General features: G+C 55.6%; 15 protein-coding genes and 1 tRNA gene. 11 read left to right on the forward strand and 5 right to left on the reverse strand.

Going from position 1 to position 17,483, the window contains the following annotated elements; all coding sequences use genetic code 11:
• Positions 1 to 167: 167 nt before the first annotated feature.
• Positions 168 to 947, forward strand: a complete 780-nt coding sequence (locus ACWJJK_RS07550) for a TatD family hydrolase (RefSeq protein WP_347258160.1) — start codon at positions 168 to 170, stop codon at positions 945 to 947.
• Here the strand turns inward: ACWJJK_RS07550 and ACWJJK_RS07555 are convergent.
• Genes ACWJJK_RS07555 through ACWJJK_RS07565 form a run of 3 tightly spaced genes read right to left on the reverse strand, consistent with a single transcriptional unit; the run spans position 944 to position 4,839 of the window.
• Positions 944 to 2,062, reverse strand: a complete 1,119-nt coding sequence (locus ACWJJK_RS07555) for an aminotransferase class V-fold PLP-dependent enzyme (protein WP_454129035.1) — start codon at positions 2,060 to 2,062, stop codon at positions 944 to 946. The genes ACWJJK_RS07550 and ACWJJK_RS07555 overlap by 4 nt on opposite strands.
• Positions 2,063 to 2,094: 32 nt before the next feature.
• The gene (locus ACWJJK_RS07560) at positions 2,095 to 2,919 is read right to left on the reverse strand and encodes an undecaprenyl-diphosphate phosphatase (protein ID WP_077732201.1); all 825 of its coding nucleotides are present in this window, start codon (positions 2,917 to 2,919) and stop codon (positions 2,095 to 2,097) included.
• A 33-nt stretch (positions 2,920 to 2,952) separates the two neighbouring features.
• Entirely contained in the window at positions 2,953 to 4,839 is a 1,887-nt protein-coding gene (locus ACWJJK_RS07565; RefSeq protein WP_077732202.1) for a potassium transporter Kup, read from the reverse strand.
• 785 nt (positions 4,840 to 5,624) lie between these two features.
• Here ACWJJK_RS07565 and tpiA point away from each other — a divergent pair.
• From tpiA to ACWJJK_RS07610, 9 genes are all read left to right on the forward strand, one after another.
• A complete protein-coding gene (gene tpiA, locus ACWJJK_RS07570; protein WP_077732203.1) occupies positions 5,625 to 6,377 on the forward strand; it encodes a triose-phosphate isomerase in 753 nt (250 codons plus the stop codon).
• A gap of 11 nt (positions 6,378 to 6,388) precedes the next feature.
• Entirely contained in the window at positions 6,389 to 6,769 is a 381-nt protein-coding gene (gene secG, locus ACWJJK_RS07575; RefSeq protein ID WP_077732246.1) for a preprotein translocase subunit SecG, read from the forward strand.
• Between the two features lie 23 nt (positions 6,770 to 6,792).
• Positions 6,793 to 6,877: transfer RNA gene (locus ACWJJK_RS07580), tRNA-Leu, on the forward strand.
• A gap of 74 nt (positions 6,878 to 6,951) precedes the next feature.
• Complete coding sequence (tgt, locus tag ACWJJK_RS07585; RefSeq protein ID WP_133719027.1) at positions 6,952 to 8,079, forward strand: tRNA guanosine(34) transglycosylase Tgt; 1,128 nt, start codon at positions 6,952 to 6,954, stop codon at positions 8,077 to 8,079.
• A 24-nt stretch (positions 8,080 to 8,103) separates the two neighbouring features.
• Complete coding sequence (gene yajC / locus ACWJJK_RS07590; RefSeq protein WP_077732205.1) at positions 8,104 to 8,448, forward strand: preprotein translocase subunit YajC; 345 nt, start codon at positions 8,104 to 8,106, stop codon at positions 8,446 to 8,448.
• Positions 8,449 to 8,516: 68 nt separating this feature from the next.
• Positions 8,517 to 10,361: a protein translocase subunit SecD gene (gene secD, locus ACWJJK_RS07595; protein WP_086132783.1), complete on the forward strand. Its 1,845-nt coding sequence runs from the start codon at positions 8,517 to 8,519 to the stop codon at positions 10,359 to 10,361.
• A 32-nt stretch (positions 10,362 to 10,393) separates the two neighbouring features.
• Complete coding sequence (gene secF / locus ACWJJK_RS07600; RefSeq protein WP_347258161.1) at positions 10,394 to 11,332, forward strand: protein translocase subunit SecF; 939 nt, start codon at positions 10,394 to 10,396, stop codon at positions 11,330 to 11,332.
• Positions 11,333 to 11,576: 244 nt separating this feature from the next.
• A complete protein-coding gene (locus ACWJJK_RS07605; protein ID WP_434113307.1) occupies positions 11,577 to 12,467 on the forward strand; it encodes a M28 family peptidase in 891 nt (296 codons plus the stop codon).
• 11 nt (positions 12,468 to 12,478) lie between these two features.
• The gene (locus ACWJJK_RS07610) at positions 12,479 to 13,189 is read left to right on the forward strand and encodes an HhH-GDP family DNA glycosylase (protein ID WP_086132782.1); all 711 of its coding nucleotides are present in this window, start codon (positions 12,479 to 12,481) and stop codon (positions 13,187 to 13,189) included.
• Positions 13,190 to 13,290: 101 nt separating this feature from the next.
• Here ACWJJK_RS07610 and mmoC read toward each other — a convergent pair whose 3' ends face one another.
• Together mmoC and hcp are read right to left on the reverse strand one after the other, a co-directional pair.
• The gene (mmoC, locus tag ACWJJK_RS07615; protein ID WP_077732208.1) at positions 13,291 to 14,328 is read right to left on the reverse strand and encodes an aromatic/alkene monooxygenase hydroxylase FAD-binding subunit MmoC; all 1,038 of its coding nucleotides are present in this window, start codon (positions 14,326 to 14,328) and stop codon (positions 13,291 to 13,293) included.
• 224 nt (positions 14,329 to 14,552) lie between these two features.
• On the reverse strand, positions 14,553 to 16,217 hold the full coding sequence (gene hcp / locus ACWJJK_RS07620) for a hydroxylamine reductase (protein ID WP_454128825.1): 1,665 nt from the start codon (positions 16,215 to 16,217) through the stop codon (positions 14,553 to 14,555).
• A 112-nt stretch (positions 16,218 to 16,329) separates the two neighbouring features.
• On the opposite strand from hcp, the gene ACWJJK_RS07625 reads away from it, so the two are divergent.
• Positions 16,330 to 17,019, forward strand: a complete 690-nt coding sequence (locus ACWJJK_RS07625) for a Crp/Fnr family transcriptional regulator (RefSeq protein WP_156881610.1) — start codon at positions 16,330 to 16,332, stop codon at positions 17,017 to 17,019.
• The last annotated feature ends 464 nt before the right edge of the window (positions 17,020 to 17,483 follow it).

Consider the following 17,483-nt stretch of genomic DNA (forward strand, 5'->3'; position numbering starts at 1 on the left):
CCGACGGTCGGCACTGAAAAGCCCTCCTTCTCTGAAGGAGGGCTTTTTTCTATTGATCAGGTATCAGATAGACTCGGATCTAGACCAAACATGCGCTGTCTAGAGAACAGAGATAGCTAACTTGGTTGACGTTCGTCCATTTCTTAAGAGGGCGCAGTATTTCCCTTATGTTCATAGATTCTCATTGCCATCTTGATCGCCTGGATTTAACGCCTTTTGAGGGTGAATTCGCTTCGTTTATGAGAGAAGCGCGAGCGCAGCAGATCGAACACATGCTGTGTGTATCCATCGATCTTGACAGCTACTCCGAAATGCGCCGTTTGGTGGATGGATACGACGATGTCTCAGTATCGGTTGGTGTCCATCCTAACGAGCAGGTTTCAAGAGAGCCGAGTGTCGAAGAGCTTGTCGTCCTCGCGGAAAATGACAAGGTGGTCGCTATCGGTGAGACCGGTTTGGACTACTACCGGAGTTCGGGCAGCCTGGACTGGCAGCGTGAGCGGTTCCGGCAACACATCCGAGCCGCCAAAATCGTTGGTAAGCCGTTAATTATTCACTCGCGTGAAGCCAAGGACGACACAATCAAGGTGCTGAAGGAAGAGGGGGCAGATCAAGTCAGTGGTGTGTTCCATTGTTTTACCGAGGATTGGGAGACGGCGCGGCAGGTCCTGGATCTGGGGTTTTTTATCTCATTCTCGGGGATCGTCACTTTCCGGAACGCTCAATCGATACAAGAGGTCGCCAGAATGATTCCGGAAGATCGTTTCTTGATCGAAACGGATTCGCCATACCTTGCTCCGATCCCGTTTCGTGGAAAACCGAATTATCCTTTTTATGTAAGACACGTGGCGCAGTGTGTCGCAGAACTGAAAGGAATTTCTATCGAGCGCGTTGCAGAGCTCAGCTCGGACAACTTCTATCGGTTGTTTCCAGGAGCTCGAGCCTAAGCGCGTAGCACGATATCGACCGCTCGTTCGAGCGCATCTAGGGGCGTATAGAAATGGGGCGAGAAACGGATGCCGCCGCCCCGCAATGCACAGACAACGCTATTTTGATTCAGGTGCTGATAAAGCCGTTGGTTTTCCAGAGATCGGTGGCGGAACAGCACGATGCCTGAACGACGTTCGGAAACGCTGGATGAGAGGAGTTCCAGTGCCGGGTGATTCATGATCGTTTCGACCAAGTAAGCGGTTCGCTCCAACAGTAAGGTTTCAATTCTTTCTATGCCGGTTTCCGATATCAGCGAGAGGCTGGCGGACAGCGCATGTATTCCCAGCATATTGGGGCTGCCGCATTCGAAGCGACGGGCGTTCCGTGCCGGAAGCCAAGACCGGTTATCGTAATCCCCAGCGTTCTCAACCATGTGCCAGCCGTATTGCATTAGACCCAGCAAGCCTCTCGCACGCGGCGAGGTATAAAAAACACCTAGCCCTTCCGGTCCGAACATCCACTTATGACCATCAGCCATGACAAAATCTGCGTGGCACCTTTGTACGTCGAAACGCAATGCCCCTAAGCTTTGAATGGCGTCAATGCAAAATAAAATCCCTTGGTCGCGGCAGAACCGGCCGATTTTGTCCATATCGAGGCGTAACCCCGAAGCGTATTGAACAGAACTGACGGTGATAAGCTTTGTGTGTTCGTCGGCTAGCTCAAACAAGGCATCTTCAGGCGTGCGAGCGGCATTTAGATCTGCCTCTTTGAGCTCCACTCCTCGATCGCTTAGTGCTTGCCACGGAATTCGATTTGACGGGAACTCCTCGTTGCTGGAGACGATATTGTCGCCGGGTTGCCAGTCGAGTCCAAAAGCCACGAGCGAGATCGCCTCGGAAGTGTTCTTGACTAAAGCGATATCGTCCGTGGACGGCGCATTGAGCAAGTCCCTTAACTGTTCCCGCAATAAATCTTCTTGTTTCACCCATTCCAAGTAACGGGACGCACCGTATCGGGCGTTTTCCTCTGCGAACTGGCTTACCGCCAGGGCCGTCCGCAAAGGCCAAGGTGCCACGGCCGCATGATTCAAATAGATTAAGTCCGGGGACAATGGAAATTCGGGGTGCATCTGGCTGGAAACCGGGCAATGAAATCGTTGAATCAGAGCGAAACAGTGAGTCCGGTCGTCGACAGAAAATAGACCAATACCAATGAGCCGAACAGTATTCGATACCAGGCAAACGCTTTGAAACTGTGTCGGGCGACGAATGCCAGCAACGCTCGAATAACCAGCCAAGCGCTGAAAAAAGCCGCAACGAAACCGGCTGCCAACATCTCCAGGTCTTCAGGTCTCATGATATCGAGATTCTTGTACAGGTCGTAGAAAGTGGCGGCGAACATCGTCGGAATAGCGAGAAAGAACGAGAACTCCGTCGCAACTGACCGTGACATGCCGCTCAGCAACCCACCCATGATCGTCGCGCCCGCTCGAGATACGCCCGGAAACAAGGCAAGGCTTTGAGCTAAGCCCACTTTGAGCGCCACATGCCAGGTCAACTCGTCGACGTGCTCGACATGATGAGTCCGGCGCCGGCTTTCGATCAACAGAATCACGAGGCCGCCGAGTATCAGCGCCCCGGCTACGGTAATCGGGTTGAAGAGCTGAGTCTTGATGGTTTTGTGAAGAAAAAGACCGAGTAGAGCTGCCGGCAGAAACCCGATCAAGACATTAAGCGCGAAACGGAATGCGGCTGGATCCGAGAATAGCGACCCGGACACGCGAGTAATGCGCTGCCGGTAATGCCAAACGATGGCACAAATCGCCCCAAGCTGAATAAATATGTCGAACGTTTTCGCCCGTTCCCCGGTGAAAGACAATAGATCATTGGCAATGATTAAATGACCGGTACTGGAGATCGGAAGAAACTCGGTGGCTCCCTCCAAAATACCAAGCACGATTGCCTTCAAATAAAGGGGAATGTCCATAAACTTCCTTAAGTAAAAATGCTTAAAACTCAATTACAGCATGCGTTGTACGCCCAGTTCAACGACGCGATCGGGCGGAATCCGGAAAAAACTTACAGCACTGCTCGTATTGCGGGACATGCCGATGAACAGCTTCAGGCGCCAAAGCGGCATTTTCGGAACCGTGCTGGGAATAATGGTTTCGCGGCTGAGGAAAAAGGTCGTATCCGAGATATCAATGTCAAAATCTCGACTGCTTGATTTAAGGACTCGTGGGATATTGGCCGCTTCCATGAATCCATAATGTAGATTGATTCTAAAAAAGCCTGCGCCGAGGCGGCGGATTTCGCGGCGTTTTTCGGGAGCTACGCGGGGAACGTTTTCGGTAGTGACAGTCATAAGCACGACAGTCTCGTGCAGTACCTTGTTGTGTTTTAGGTTATGCAGCAACGCGGGTGGAATGCCTTCGCGGCTGCTCGTCATGAATACGGCCGTGCCGGCGACGCGCAACGGAGGATTATTGACGATTTCGGCTAAGAATTGATCAACTTGTACCGAGTCTTCGCGTAGGCTCTCCCGGAGAAGATCGCGGCCGCGTTTCCATGTCGTCAGGAGCGTAAAGGCGATAAGCCCGATGACTAACGGGAACCATCCGCCTTCAAAAATTTTCGCTGCATTAGCGACCAAGAAGGCCAAGTCGACGGTAAGGAATCCAAAAGCCAGCATGCCGCTAATGATCGGATTCCACTTCCATAAGCTGTACACCACGACGAAAGCCAAAATCGTATCGATGGCCATCGTGCCGGTGACGGCGATGCCGTAAGCGGCCGCTAAGTTGGATGAAGACTGAAACCCTAGAACCAATCCGATGATAGCGACCATCAATGCCCAGTTGATCCAAGGAATGTAGATCTGACCCTTTTCCTCTTCAGAGGTGTATTGAATGCCGAGCCTAGGGCAGAAGCCCAACTGAATCGCTTGAGACGTAAGGGAAAAGGTTCCAGAAATTACCGCTTGGGAAGCGACAATTGTGGCTATCGTAGCTAGGCCGATCATGAAAACCAGCGCCCCGCCAGGAACAAGGAAATAGAACGGATTTTGAACCGCCGACGGATTTTGGATGAGAAGAGCCCCCTGGCCGAAGTAGTTCAGCATCAGTGACGGAAGGACGAACAGAAACCATGCCTTGCGAATCGGTTCGCGGCCGAAATGTCCCATATCCGCATACAATGCTTCGCCGCCGGTAACGGCCAGCACCACCGCTCCCAAGATCAAAACGGAAGGCCAGCCATGCGCTGCAAAGAAGTGAAAGGCATGTACCGGATTCACGGCAGCTAAAACGGCTGGACTTTTTATCAAACTGAGCGTGCCAAAAACTGCGAGACTACAGAACCAAATTGCCATAATCGGCCCGAATAGCGCACCGACGCCCGCGGTCCCTTTTCGTTGAAAAGTGAAAAGCCCTATTAGGACTGCAAGAGAAATCGGAACCACATAGGAATGAAGCTCCGGCTGAAGGACTTTGAGTCCTTCGACTGCACTCAAGACCGAGATGGCCGGCGTGATCATCCCATCGCCGTAAAATAGCGATGCGCCTATCAATCCGAGCCCGATCAGTAAAAATCGGAAGCGGGTACTTATTTCCGCCTTCTGCTGGACAAGGGATATCAGGGCCATGATACCGCCTTCGCCTTTGTTATCCGCTCGCATGATGAAGATGACGTACTTCAACGATATGACGATCAGAATGGCCCAGAAAATAAGCGACAAGATGCCGAGGACATTTGCCGGCGTTGGTTCTAGCGCCAGAATGCCGCCGAAGCACTCTTTAAGTGTATAAAGCGGGCTGGTACCGATATCGCCGAATACGATGCCCAGCGCGGCGATCACCAAACTTTTTTGTTCTCGCGATTGAGATGGGGCTAGGGTTGCCGAATTCATAGATTTTCTCCGTCGCCGACGCGAAAAGAGCATGTGCTTTGTTTAGGACACCTTCCGATACGGGTTGCGCTAATTCGTGCGTGATCCTTCCTTCATAGATGAGACGGCCAAAGGCTATCGGTGTGCTGCCGGTAGGCAACTGGTGTGTTCGAGCGGGAGCGGGCACTAGCGAATGCGCCCGTGCGCGTCGGCTCAGGTTCAGCATCGGCAATCAAATTCGCCAAATAGAGAAAGAATAGCTTTCGTCATTCGGGAGGGGCGTTTTCCGCTTGAACGCAGTTCATGCACGACTACCTCTGCTATGGAAATGCAGATGCACGATCGCTCAGATTAGGCGGTGAAGTATAGGCAGGCAGGCGAAATATCGTAGCTCAACAAGTTTGATCATGCCTCGGCTCCATCCAATCGCATTTTTCGAGCATAAAGATTAAGCGTTGGGGTAAAAAGCTGTAATGTCGCGCTAAAAGGCTTTAGAAAAATAGCGAAACGTCTCTTGCCCATGTCCATTGGGCAATATCGGGGGATGTTACCTGAGGCTTTCGGTTTACTGAACCACCAGAGAGTCTCATCCAGTGAATAGCAATTTTCTATGAGCGAAATTCTGGGCTGGTTGTAAAAAGTTGTGGGAGCTTAATCCAATAGACCGAGAATGTTGAGTAAGACTCTAGAATATTCTTATAACTTTTTGATAAGCGCAGGCACGCAGACCGAATATAGATCCTTTCAGCTTGAAAAACAGGCTCTGAGTCATTAAGCTTCTACGGTTTTACAACAAGGAGCGCTCAATGGTTCGTCGTCCTCTGGTCGTCGGAAACTGGAAGATGAACGGCACTCGAGAAAGTAAAAAAACATTGCTGACGAACATTCTTTCCGGCATTTCGGAAACCGCTCCGGCAGAGGTCGGTGTATGTGCGCCTTATGTATTCATACCCGAGGCAGCCGAACTGTTGGAAAACAAAGCGATTTTGCTTGGCGCGCAAAATGTAGCGGATGAGGACGAAGGCGCCTATACGGGTGAAATCTCCGCGCCCATGTTGCGTGAGTTCGGGTGTGACCTGGCTATCGTCGGGCATTCGGAGCGGCGACTGCGGTACGGAGAGTCCAATCAACTGGTGGCTGCGCGTTATAAAAAAGCGCTCGATCACGGTCTTACGCCAATCTTATGCGTGGGTGAGACTCTGGAGCAGCGTGAACAGGGTAATACATTTACTGTCATAGACGAGCAGTTGGAGGCGGTGTTTGATATGGCTGGCGTTGAATCGCTGGCAAATGCGGTGATCGCTTACGAACCCGTCTGGGCTGTCGGGACCGGGCGAACCGCGACAGTCGAGCAAGTGCAAGAGATACACGAATATTTGCGGCGAAAGATTTCGGAGCGGGAACCCGAAGTATCGGCTTCAGTCCGGATTCTATATGGCGGTAGTGTAAAGCCCGAAAATGCCCGTACCTTGTTCGGTATGCCCGACGTGGACGGTGGATTAATTGGCGAAGCGTCCTTGGATGCCGAGTCCTTTCTCTCGATATGCCATTCGGTTTAGGTGAAGTTTTTATGTATCAGGCATTGACAATTATTCATGTCGTGGTCGCCTTGGCGGTCATCGGATTGGTGCTTCTTCAGCAAGGCCGGGGCGCCGATGCCGGAGCGGGCTTTGGCGGTGGAGCGTCTAATAGCCTGTTCGGTGCACGGGGCGCAGCTTCGTTTTTGTCTCGCACGACCGCGGTGCTGGCTACACTGTTTTTTGTGACCAGTTTGAGTCTTGCGTACTTGGCAGATAAACAGGATAATAAACAAGTTGATATCATTGATGGTCCTGGTTTGGACCCGTCTCAACGCGATCTTCCTCCGGTAGTGGAAGAGCCGCCAGCAACTGACAAGGCCGATTTGCCCGATAGCGCCGATACGCTTCCGCCGGCAGAGCAAGAGAAATAGCCAACCTTGTTAGACCATGTTTAGCCGATGTGGTGGAATTGGTAGACACGCCATCTTGAGGGGGTGGTGACGCAAGTCGTGTCGGTTCAAGTCCGACCATCGGCACCAATTACGTCGATTCGAGATGGCCTGCCTATTTCAGATAGTCAGGCCTCTTTTGTTTTTGCACATCTAAAAATCCGATGGAGTTTATCGTAAGCAGCACTGACGGCAGGGCCCGACGGGGCGAGCTTATCTTTTCGCGCGGAAACGTGCGGACTCCGGCATTCATGCCCGTCGGCACCTACGGCACCGTCAAGGCAATGACGCCTGAAGAGCTCAAGGAGCTTGGCGCAGAGATCGTGCTGGGAAATACCTTTCACCTGATGCTCCGCCCTGGTACCGACGTCATCCGCCGCCACGGCGATCTGCATGATTTCATGCATTGGGATCGCCCGATCCTGACCGACTCCGGTGGATTTCAGGTGTTCAGCTTAGGTGCTATGCGCAAGATTACCGAGGCCGGCGTCCGGTTTCGCTCGCCGGTGGATGGCAGCGTCACGTTTTTGGGCCCCGAGGAATCGATGGCGGTTCAGCGGGACTTGGGTTCGGATATCGTGATGATCTTCGACGAGTGTACTCCTTATCCCGCTAGTTACGAGCAAGCCGCCGATTCCATGCGTCTTTCGCTCCGCTGGGCCGAACGGAGCAAAGATGCGCATGAGGGTAATCCGTCGGCTTTGTTCGGTATCGTTCAAGGCGGCGTCTACGAAGAACTCCGGTTCGAGTCGGTAGAGGGCTTGAAGAATATCGGATTCGACGGGTATGCCATCGGCGGTCTTTCCGTGGGCGAACCCAAGGAAGACCGGGCGCGCATTTTGAATTCGCTGTTGCCGAACATGCCATCCGATAGACCCCGTTACTTGATGGGAGTCGGTACTCCAGAGGACATCGTCGAGGCGGTGCGGCTCGGCATCGATATGTTCGACTGCGTTCTGCCGACACGTAATGCCCGCAACGGTCATCTGTTCACGCGTCATGGCGCAATCCGCATCCGCAACAGTTGCTATCAGAACGATACCCGCCCGCTGGATGACGAATGCCGTTGCTACACCTGCCGAAATTTCAGCCGGTCCTATCTCCGCCATTTGGACAAATGCGGCGAAATTCTAGGGTCTCGGTTGAATACCATACACAATCTTTACTATTACCAGGAGCTTATGGCCGGCCTCAGGCAAGCGATCGAGGACAACAGGCTGAGTGAATTCGTTGCCCGGTTTTATGAGCAACGAGGAAAAGGCGAGGTTTTGTGTAATAATGCCGCGTTTTAAAAGAAAGATAAGCAAGGACCAAATATGAGTTTCTTCATTTCCGACGCATTTGCTCAAGCCGCGCCGGCCCAGCAAGAGCCGGGGTTGGCTGGTCTTATTCTACCGCTGGCTATATTGCTGATTTTCTTTTTCTTATTTGTTCTCCCGCAGCAAAGACGGGCGAAAGAGCAAAAAAGAATGATCCAGTCGCTGACCAAAGGGAGCGAAGTCGTGACCAATGGCGGGCTGCTGGGTAGAGTAGCGGATTTGGACGATAACTTCGTTCAGTTGGAAGTGGCTGATAACACCTACGTATACGTTCAGCGCCATGCCATAGCATCACTGATGCCGAAGGGTACCTACAAGGCTAAGAAAAAGGCCGAAAAATAAAACGGCTAAGCAAGTTAATTCAACGGCGGATGCACTATACCGAGCATCACGCCTCATAGGCAGCTATCATGCGAAACCGCTTTCCACTGTGGAAAAACCTTCTGATTATCGCCGTATTGGTGTTGGCGACGATTTACTCGCTGCCCAATTTTTTCGGCGAGGATCCGTCCGTTCAGCTTTCGCCTTTGCGGAGCGCTAAGCTGGACGAAGCTACTCGTGTTCAAGTCGAAAAACTGCTGACCGACGCCGGGATGCAACCGAAGTCGTTGGAATTGTCTGAGAAGCGGCTTCTGGTGCGTTTTACCGAAACCGAGACCCAGCTCAAAGCGGCCGATTTGCTCACCGGATCGCTGGGAAATAACTATACGGTAGCACTCAACCTCGCGCCGTCGACTCCGGATTGGCTCAGAGCGATCAGCGCCCAACCCATGTATCTGGGATTGGACCTTCGGGGCGGCGTGCACTTTTTGATGCAGGTGGATATGGACGCGGCCGTCCGCCAGGCTGAAGAGCGTTATGCGGAAGACATTCGTTCACTTTTGCGCGAAAGCAAAATCCGTTATCTCTCCGTCGATAGAAGTAACCAGACCATCGAAGTGAAGTTCCCGGACGGCCAAACGCTGGCCCAGGCCAGGGATGTCATGCAGCGAGAACTTCGCGGTTTGGAGCTCGGCGAGGACGGCACCGTGATGCGCGCCAGATTGTCGGAACCCGAACGCCGGGAGATCCGTCGTCTGGCTGTGGCGCAAAACATCACGACCTTGCGTAATCGCATTAACGAACTTGGCGTCGCCGAGCCGGTGATTCAGCAGCAGGGCGAAGACCGCATCGTGGTACAGCTCCCCGGCGTCCAGGATACCGCCCGCGCCAAGGAGATTCTGGGGGCCACCGCGACGCTGGAGTTTCGCTTGGTGGATACCGAGCACAGCGCCCAAGGCCTGGAAGAGGGCAAGACGCCGTTGGGCGCCAGGCTCTACCAGGATCGAAGCGGCAGGCCCATCTTGCTGCAGCGTAAGATCATCGTGACCGGCGATCAGATCGTGGATGCTTCCTCCGGGCTCGATTCTCAGTCGGGTTCTCCGGCCGTGTTCGTGACACTGAACGGCATAGGCGCGCGCAAAATGGCCGATGTTACGCGCGAGAACATCGGCAAGCCGATGGCGGTCGTCTATATCGAAACCAAGACGGAAACCAGAGAAGTGGAAGGCCGGAAGGTGGCCACCAAGAAAAAGGTCGAGGAGGTCATCAACGTCGCGACCATTCGGGACCGCTTCAGCAAGCGCTTCCAAATTACCGGTCTGGATAGTACCGAAGAGGCGCGCAATCTGGCCTTGCTGCTGCGTGCAGGAGCTTTGGCCGCGCCGGTGGACATCGTCGAGGAACGAACCGTCGGCCCCAGCTTGGGTAAGGAAAATATCGAGCAGGGTACCCGTTCGTTCATCATCGGTTTTGCCCTGATTGCTGCTGTGATGATCCTCTATTACAAGGTGTTCGGGATCATCGCCAATATCACCTTGCTCTTTAATGTCGCTTTGATTTTGTCGATTCTGTCGTTGCTCCAAGCGACATTGACCTTGCCGGGTATCGCAGGCATCACCCTGACCATAGGTATGGCCGTAGACGCCAACGTGCTCATTTACGAGCGCATCAAGGAGGAGCTGCGTAACGGCAATTCCATTCAGTCCAGCATTTATGCCGGATTCGAGCGCGCGTTCGGCACCATTTTCGACTCCAATATCACGACGCTTCTTGCGGCGATCATGTTGTTCAGTATCGGCTCTGGTCCCGTGAAGGGGTTCGCCGTGACCTTGACGATCGGGATTTTGACGTCGATGTTCACCGCGGTGATGTGTACGCGGATGCTGGTCAATTTCGTCTACGGCCAGCGGCGAGTCGCCAAACTGTGGATCTGAGTCCGATACAAAGAATTCAGGAGATTTGATCAGTGTCCGATACTAATACTCGCGGCTACGCAATCGACTTCATGCGCTGGCGCGTGCCTGCGGTTGTCCTGTCCGCCGTGGTCAGCCTCGCGTCGATCATCGCACTTGGCTGGCAAGGCTTGAACTTCGCCATCGATTTTACCGGCGGCACCATTGTCGAAGTCGGTTATCAGGAACCGGCGAATCTCGAGGAGGTGCGTCAGCAGCTGAAAGAAGCCGGTTTCGCCAATCCGATAGTGCAACATTTCGGAACGTCCAAGGAGGTTCTGATCCGTCTCGCCCCGCAAGCGGAAATCACGAGCACCGATCTGAGGACGCGAGTCATGGAGGCGCTCCGCAAGAATCCGGAGGTTCAAGCCGAACTCCATCGCATCGAATTCGTCGGACCCCAGGTGGGCGAAGACCTCGCCGAAAGCGCCGTGGTCGCCTTGCTATTGGCGATACTCGGGATTCTGGTCTATGTCGCGTGGCGTTTCGAATATCGCTTTTCGTTCGGTGCGATTCTGGCCACCATGCATGATATCACCGTAATCCTGGGCGTGTTTTCCATTCTGCAGTTGGACTTCGATCTGAGCGTACTGGCCGCCGTCCTAGCCATCTTGGGCTATTCGCTCAACGACACCATTGTGGTATTCGACAGAATTCGCGAAAACTTCCGGAAAATCAGGCGCGGCGAGGTTTTGGACGTCATCAACCTGTCCATCAACGAAACGCTGAGCCGTACCCTGATGACCTCCTTCCTAACCTTACTGGCCTGTATTTCGATGGCCATATGGGGTGGAGAAGTGCTTCGGAACTTCGCTCTGGCCCTGATCGTCGGCATCGTGGTGGGGACCTATTCGTCCATCTACGTCGCCAGCGCATTGGCCTATCGGTTGGGGATCAGCCGCGCGGATCTTCTGTTGCCGGAGAAGGAAGGGGCGATTGATAACCGTCCGTAAGTGCATTTGAATCAGACGAAAAAGGCCGCTTCGAGCGGCCTTTTTTGTGCGCAACTTTTTTGAATTCTCTTCAATCGAATTGGAGAAGCTCCCGAGCGACATGTCCTTCTCCACAAGGTGCCGCAAACGGCAACGGCCGATGCAGCCGGGGGAAGTGACGCCCTTATTCGTTGGAAGATAAGGGAAGCCTGATTTCAGGTTTTCGTGTCGTAAGAGCCCCGTGGACCCGTTATAAGACACCCTTATGAGGGACCGGCAAGCGATGGAAAAGGTGGCCGATGCATTGAAAATGCACGTTTACACTTTGGCCGATCAAATAGGCGAGCGAAACCTGATGCTGCCGGAGGCCTTGCATGCCGCCGAGCGCTACATCGCGGGGCAATGGGAAGCCCAGGGTTATCCGGTAAACCGGCTCGCCTATACGGTGAAAGGGATCGAATGCGCCAATCTTGAGGCAGAGCGGCATGGAACCCGTTATCCGCTCGATATCGTCTTGATCGGAGCCCATTACGACACCGTATTCGGAAGTCCCGGTGCGGACGACAACGCCAGCGGCGTCGCGGCGCTGCTGGAGCTGTCGCGCTTGTTCATGAGCTCCGAGCCGGAAAAGACCGTCCGCTTTGTGGCCTTCGTGAACGAGGAAGCGCCGTTTTTCGCGGGACGCCATATGGGCAGCCTCATTTACGCCAAAGCCGCCAAGGAGCGGGGCGATCGGATCCGCTTCATGGTTTCGCTCGAGATGCTGGGATGCTATTACGATACACCCAATAGTCAGCGATATCCGGTGCTGCTCAAGTACGTTTATCCCGACCGCGCCAATTTCATCGCCTTCGTGTCCAACCGACATTCTCGGAGCAGTTTGCTACGCCTCGTGCGTGCATTTCGCCGGAATTCGGAATTTCCGATCGAGCATCTCGCGGCTCCGTTCTTCGTGCCCGGCGTTGCGCTCAGCGACCACTTTTCCTTCTGGAGGCAGGGCTATTCGGCGATCATGGTGACGGACACGGCCTTTTATCGAAATCCCTGGTATCACACTGCCGGCGACCGGCCGGATAGGCTTCATTACGAGTCCTTTGCAGCGGTCGTCCGAGGCTTGTATCTGGCGCTGCTGGATTGTGCAAATGGCGCATCCTGAGGTGGTGAGGCATGACCGAATTGGCTCAAACGGAAACCGAGCATTTGTCGCCCGCCGATTTGGTTGCCGCTCGCCGCGGCCGCTTTTCCGCCGAACTGGGTATCGATGTCGCCGGGCTGGATGACGGCGAACTTTTCAGATGGCTTCTTGCGGCCGTTTTGTTCGGAGCGCGCATTTCCGAACGGCTGGCGGCGCGCACTTACCGGGCTTTCGCGGAGAGGAAGCTGACGACTCCCGAAGCCATTATCGAATGCGGCTGGAACGGATTGGTGGCGGTATTGGATACGGGCGGGTATACCCGTTATGACTTTAAGACCGCCACCAAGCTCCTAAACCTGTCGCGGTCCTTGCTGGACGACTATCAGGGAAGTCTCAACAGGCTGCATGCGAAAGCGGAATCCGCGGAGGATCTCGAACGAAGGTTGATCGCTCTGGCGAAGGGTATCGGACCCACGACGGTCAATATCTTCTTGCGCGAACTGCGCGGAGTCTGGGCCAAGGCGGCACCGGCTCTATCCGATCTCGCTGTAGATGCCGCCGAGGCGCTGGGTTTTCTGCCGGAGGGGGAATGCGAGAGCCGCTTCGCGGCAGCGCGATTGCAGGCGCTTTGGGCGAGGGCCGGCGGGTCTGCTCGCGATTTCCCGGACTTCGAAACCGCACTGGTCAGGGAAGGCATCTTATTGCGGCGGGCGAAGGCGCATAGCGGTAGATCGGCCCGTTGATGATTCATTGCTCAGTCGTTCGATTAGACCTGGGGGAGTGAGTAATCGATATCGCCTCGCGCGAACGATGGGAAGGTCGATTCCGCGAGTGGACCGGCTCTTCAGTTCGAAGGCAAGAACCTCTCGCTGAAGATGTGTTCATCGGAGATTCCGAAAGCGCGCGCCGTCTCCGCCGCAGCATCGATTAGCGCGGGCGGGCCGCACAGATAAAGATCCGGCGCCGGTCCGCCTTGTTCGAGGTCGCGCCGTAGCGCATCGACCGGGGTGCCGCGAAATCCGGCCCATGACGGCTCCGGATGCCACACGCAAAGCTCGATTTTAAGCCGAGGCAGAGCCTCGGTGAGTTCCCGAAGCGTGTCCAGGCAGAACAATTCGGCTTCGCGATTGACGCCGAAATAGAGCCGCGCCGGTTGCGGTTCCTGCAACTCGGCCATATGGCGCAGCATGGAAAGCAAAGGCGCCAAGCCGGTGCCGCCCCCGACGAAATAGCGAGGCCGTAGGCTCTGCGCCTGCAGCACGAAATGGCCGCTGGGGCCGCGCACGTCGATGCGCTGGCCGGTCTTCGCCTCCCGCTCCAGATAGGTGGAGAATGTTCCGCCCGGCTGCAGCCGGATCAGAAACTCCAGCTCTCCGGTCCAGTTGGATGTATTGGCGATGGAGTAGGCGCGGCTGATGCCGGAATCGGGAATTTCCAGACTCATGTACTGCCCCGGTTCGAATTCCGCGGCCTGTCCGCCGCTGCTGTCCGGCTGCAGCCGGAGCAGCAGGCGTACGGTGTTTTCGGCAATGGGCGCCAACTCGACGATTTCGGCGGGGCGGCTCGCCAGCGCTTCGAAGCGGATGCGGTCGAAATCGTAAGGCGCTTCGAGCGAAAGGTCGCTTTGCGGATGGGCCCGGCACAGCAGCAGGTCGCCGCGAGCCGCGGCGTCCGGGGGCAGCGCCTGCGGATTATAGCTGTCCAGATGGTAATCGCCGTCGACGCGGGTACAGAGACAGGCGCCGCAGCCGCCGTCCCGGCACAAGGATGGAAGTACGATGCCTTCCTCCTCGGCGGCGGCGAGAAGATTCTGTTCGGTTTCGCAGGTGAAACGAACCTGCTGCCCGTCGCGGGTGGTGAGCGTTATGACGTGGTTGGTCATGGGTTCTCCAATGGAAAGTCGTGATCGCCCTGAGAGCAAATCGATGGGAGCGGGCTGTAGGGTGGGTTAGGCCGTGAGGGCGTAACCCACCGAGCGACCTCGAATCGGTGGGTTACGCGGAGCCGAGGGGCTAACCCACCATCGATGGGTTTCGCTTCGCTCTACCCATCCTACGATTAATGTCCATTCGAATGCTGAATGGAATAAGCCCTTTCTTCAAACGTTCAGGCTGCCCGGTGAAGCGCTGCCTCGATGTCCGCTTCGGCAGTAGTGATCGGTTTCAGGTCGAAGCGTGCCGATAGCTGCTCCAGGAGCGCAGGCGTCAGAAATGCGGGCAGGCTCGGTCCGAGTCGGATGCCCCGAATGCCGAGCGAAAGCAGGGTCAAGAGCACGGCCACGGCTTTTTGTTCGAACCAGGACACCATGAAGGACAGCGGCAAATCGTTCACCCCGCAGTTGAAGGCTTGGGCCAGGGCACTCGCGATTTGAATGGCGGAATAGGCGTCGTTGCACTGACCGATGTCCAGGAGGCGCGGAATCCCGCCGATAGCGCCGAATTCGTGCCGGTTGAAGCGGTACTTGCCGCAGCCTAGAGTAAGAATGACGCTGTCCTCGGGTACGCGGTCCGCCAGATCGGTGTAGTAATTGCGTCCCGGCACTGCGCCGTCGCATCCGCCGATCAGGAAGAAGTGGCGGATGGCGCCGGTCTTGACGGCATCCACGACTTTGTCGGCGACGCCTAGCACCGTGTTGCGGGCGAATCCCACGGTAATGGTTTGTTCCGGGGCATCTTCCTGAAAACCGGGGAAAGCCAGGGCCGCTTGAATGACCGGCGAGAAGTCGCCGTTGGCGATGTGACGTACGCCGGGCCAGCCCACGGGGCCTGCGGTGAAGATGCGTTGCCGGTAGCGGGGTTGGGGCTCGACCAGGCAATTGGACGTCATCAGGATCGCACCCGGGAATTCGGCGAATTCGCGGGTTTGGTCCTGCCAGGCCCCACCGTAATTGCCGACCAGATGAGGATAAGCGCGCAGCTTGGGATAAGCATGGGCCGGCAGCAGTTCGCCGTGGGTGTAGACGTTGATGCCCATGCCCTTGGTTTGTTCCAGCAGCGCTGCCAGGTCTTTCAAGTCGTGGCCGCTGACCAGGATCGCCTTGCCTTTGACCGGCGTCATCCGCACGCTGGCCGGTTCGGGATGCCCGAAACTGCCGGTGTTGGCGGCGTCCAAGAGTTCCAGCGCTTTCAGATTCAGTTGGCCGACGGCTAGCGCCTGGTTTACGAGCGCTTCCGCGTCGATGGGTTCGCCGGCTAGAAAATCCAGGATTTCCTCGAAGCGGGCATAGAGTTCATCGCTTTCGTAGCCGAGCACATGGGCATGGTGGGCGTAGGCGGCGACTCCTTTGAGCCCGTAAAGAATCATTGCTCTGAGGCCAATAATATCGTCGCCCACTTGTTCGCGGCCGGCGGTTACGGCGGCCGATGCTGCCAGCATCAACAAGCCGTCCATGTCGTCTACCGGCTGCCAGGCGGCGGGGCCGGCCAGAACTTCCGGCGCAGTGCCTCGATCCCGAGCGGCTTCTTCGTAGCGAGCCTTGATTCGGTCGCGCAGGCGTGCGGCCTCCTGAATCATGGCGATGAACCGGGCAGGGTTGAAGTTGACGTTGGTCAGCGTCGTGAACATGGCATAGAGTATGAACCCGTCCGCCTCGCGGTCGGAGATGCCGAAAGCACGCGCGCGGCGGGCATACTGGGCGATGCCTTTTATCCCGTAAATCAAGAGGTCTTGTAGATCGGCAGTGACTTGATCTTTGCCGCAGACGCCTTTGGCGCTGGCGCAGCCGTTGCCGGAATCGGTGCGGGTGGTTTGTTCGCATTGATAACAAAACATGGCTTTTTTCCTTTGAATAGACGGTCAAATCGATTCGGACGGTGAACAACATAACGACCGCCCATTCGTTTCTCCTTGACCTAGATCAAGCGGTTTTTCGTGGGAGATTTGCATGAAGAAATCCGTACCCGACTGGCTGTACAAGCACCTGCTGTTCGCCGAGCTGGAAGAACCTCAATTGACCCAGGTGATCGCCGCCGCGCTTCCGGTTTGGCTAGAGGCGGGAGAGGAGCTTTTCAGCCACGGCCAACGGGCTAGCCGTTTCTATATCTTGGAAACGGGGACGATTCAGCTTTACCGTCTTTCGGCGGCGGGCGAGGAGAAGGTCATCGAACTCATTCAGCCCCGCCAGTCTTTCGCCGAGGCGGTGATGTTCATGGAGGGCAATCTTTATCCGGTAAGCGCCCGCGCAATTGTTCCCAGCGAGCTTTGGGGATTCGACATGAAAGTCTTCCGGACCGTGTTGCAGACTTCGCCCGCCGTCTGCTTTCGACTGCTAGGCCGTATGAGCCAGCGCCTTCACCAACTGCTGCAAGAAATCGACGAGCTGACGCTGCAGAACGCCACGATGCGGGTCGCACAATACCTACTCAGGTCCGCGCCCGACCAAAACTGCACGTGCTACAGCGTGCAGTGGGAAACGCCTAAGCAGGTGCTGGCTTCGCGCCTTTCGGTGCGCCCGGAGACCTTTTCCCGCATCCTGCAGCAATTGGTGCAGGCCGGAATGATCCAGGTTCACGGTAAAACAGTCGAAGTGCTGGATGCGGCGCGTTTGAGGAACTGGGCGGGACAAAGCGACTAAGTACATTCAGGAAAGTCCTACGGCATACGAACCGCTCATTGCGCAGAATTGCCAGGGATTCGATTGGATGGGTCGAAACACGCTGGGCGACTTGAAGTCATGCGGCCGTGGTTTCGAAACGTTCGTAGTACATCGCTTTGCGCGGAAGTATTCGTCGGCAATCCTTTGTCGACGTGTTGCACTCGCGTTCCGCGAAACTTTCTGGGATGTACTTAGAGCATTTTCATACCTACTGTACGGGCACTCGCGAGTAGGTCGGGAATCCCTTTCCGACACCACGTCCCGGCCGAGCGTCTTCGTCGGCAAAGGATTGCCGACCTACGAATGCTTGAATCAATTTACCGTCGCCGAAGGCGCCAACGACTCCTGCCAGGCCTGTTTTGCCGTACGAGCGAGATGAAAACGCTCTAATCGCCCTCAAGGAACGGCCGAGTTCGGTTGGTAGTCTCACTCTCGGAGGCGCG

The organism is Methylocaldum gracile, from assembly GCF_053646815.1.

Coding starts and splice junctions, on each gene's coding strand:
- secG (WP_077732246.1), top strand. CDS start 6,389: ATGTATCAGGCATTGACAATTATTCATGTCGTGGTCGCCTTGGCGGTC.
- tgt (WP_133719027.1), top strand. CDS start 6,952: ATGGAGTTTATCGTAAGCAGCACTGACGGCAGGGCCCGACGGGGCGAG.
- hcp (WP_454128825.1), bottom strand. CDS start 16,217: ATGTTTTGTTATCAATGCGAACAAACCACCCGCACCGATTCCGGCAAC.
- yajC (WP_077732205.1), top strand. CDS start 8,104: ATGAGTTTCTTCATTTCCGACGCATTTGCTCAAGCCGCGCCGGCCCAG.
- ACWJJK_RS07605 (WP_434113307.1), top strand. CDS start 11,577: ATGAGGGACCGGCAAGCGATGGAAAAGGTGGCCGATGCATTGAAAATG.
- ACWJJK_RS07550 (WP_347258160.1), top strand. CDS start 168: ATGTTCATAGATTCTCATTGCCATCTTGATCGCCTGGATTTAACGCCT.
- mmoC (WP_077732208.1), bottom strand. CDS start 14,328: ATGACCAACCACGTCATAACGCTCACCACCCGCGACGGGCAGCAGGTT.
- ACWJJK_RS07565 (WP_077732202.1), bottom strand. CDS start 4,839: ATGAATTCGGCAACCCTAGCCCCATCTCAATCGCGAGAACAAAAAAGT.
- ACWJJK_RS07560 (WP_077732201.1), bottom strand. CDS start 2,919: ATGGACATTCCCCTTTATTTGAAGGCAATCGTGCTTGGTATTTTGGAG.
- tpiA (WP_077732203.1), top strand. CDS start 5,625: ATGGTTCGTCGTCCTCTGGTCGTCGGAAACTGGAAGATGAACGGCACT.
- ACWJJK_RS07625 (WP_156881610.1), top strand. CDS start 16,330: ATGAAGAAATCCGTACCCGACTGGCTGTACAAGCACCTGCTGTTCGCC.
- ACWJJK_RS07610 (WP_086132782.1), top strand. CDS start 12,479: ATGACCGAATTGGCTCAAACGGAAACCGAGCATTTGTCGCCCGCCGAT.
- secD (WP_086132783.1), top strand. CDS start 8,517: ATGCGAAACCGCTTTCCACTGTGGAAAAACCTTCTGATTATCGCCGTA.
- ACWJJK_RS07555 (WP_454129035.1), bottom strand. CDS start 2,062: ATGCACCCCGAATTTCCATTGTCCCCGGACTTAATCTATTTGAATCAT.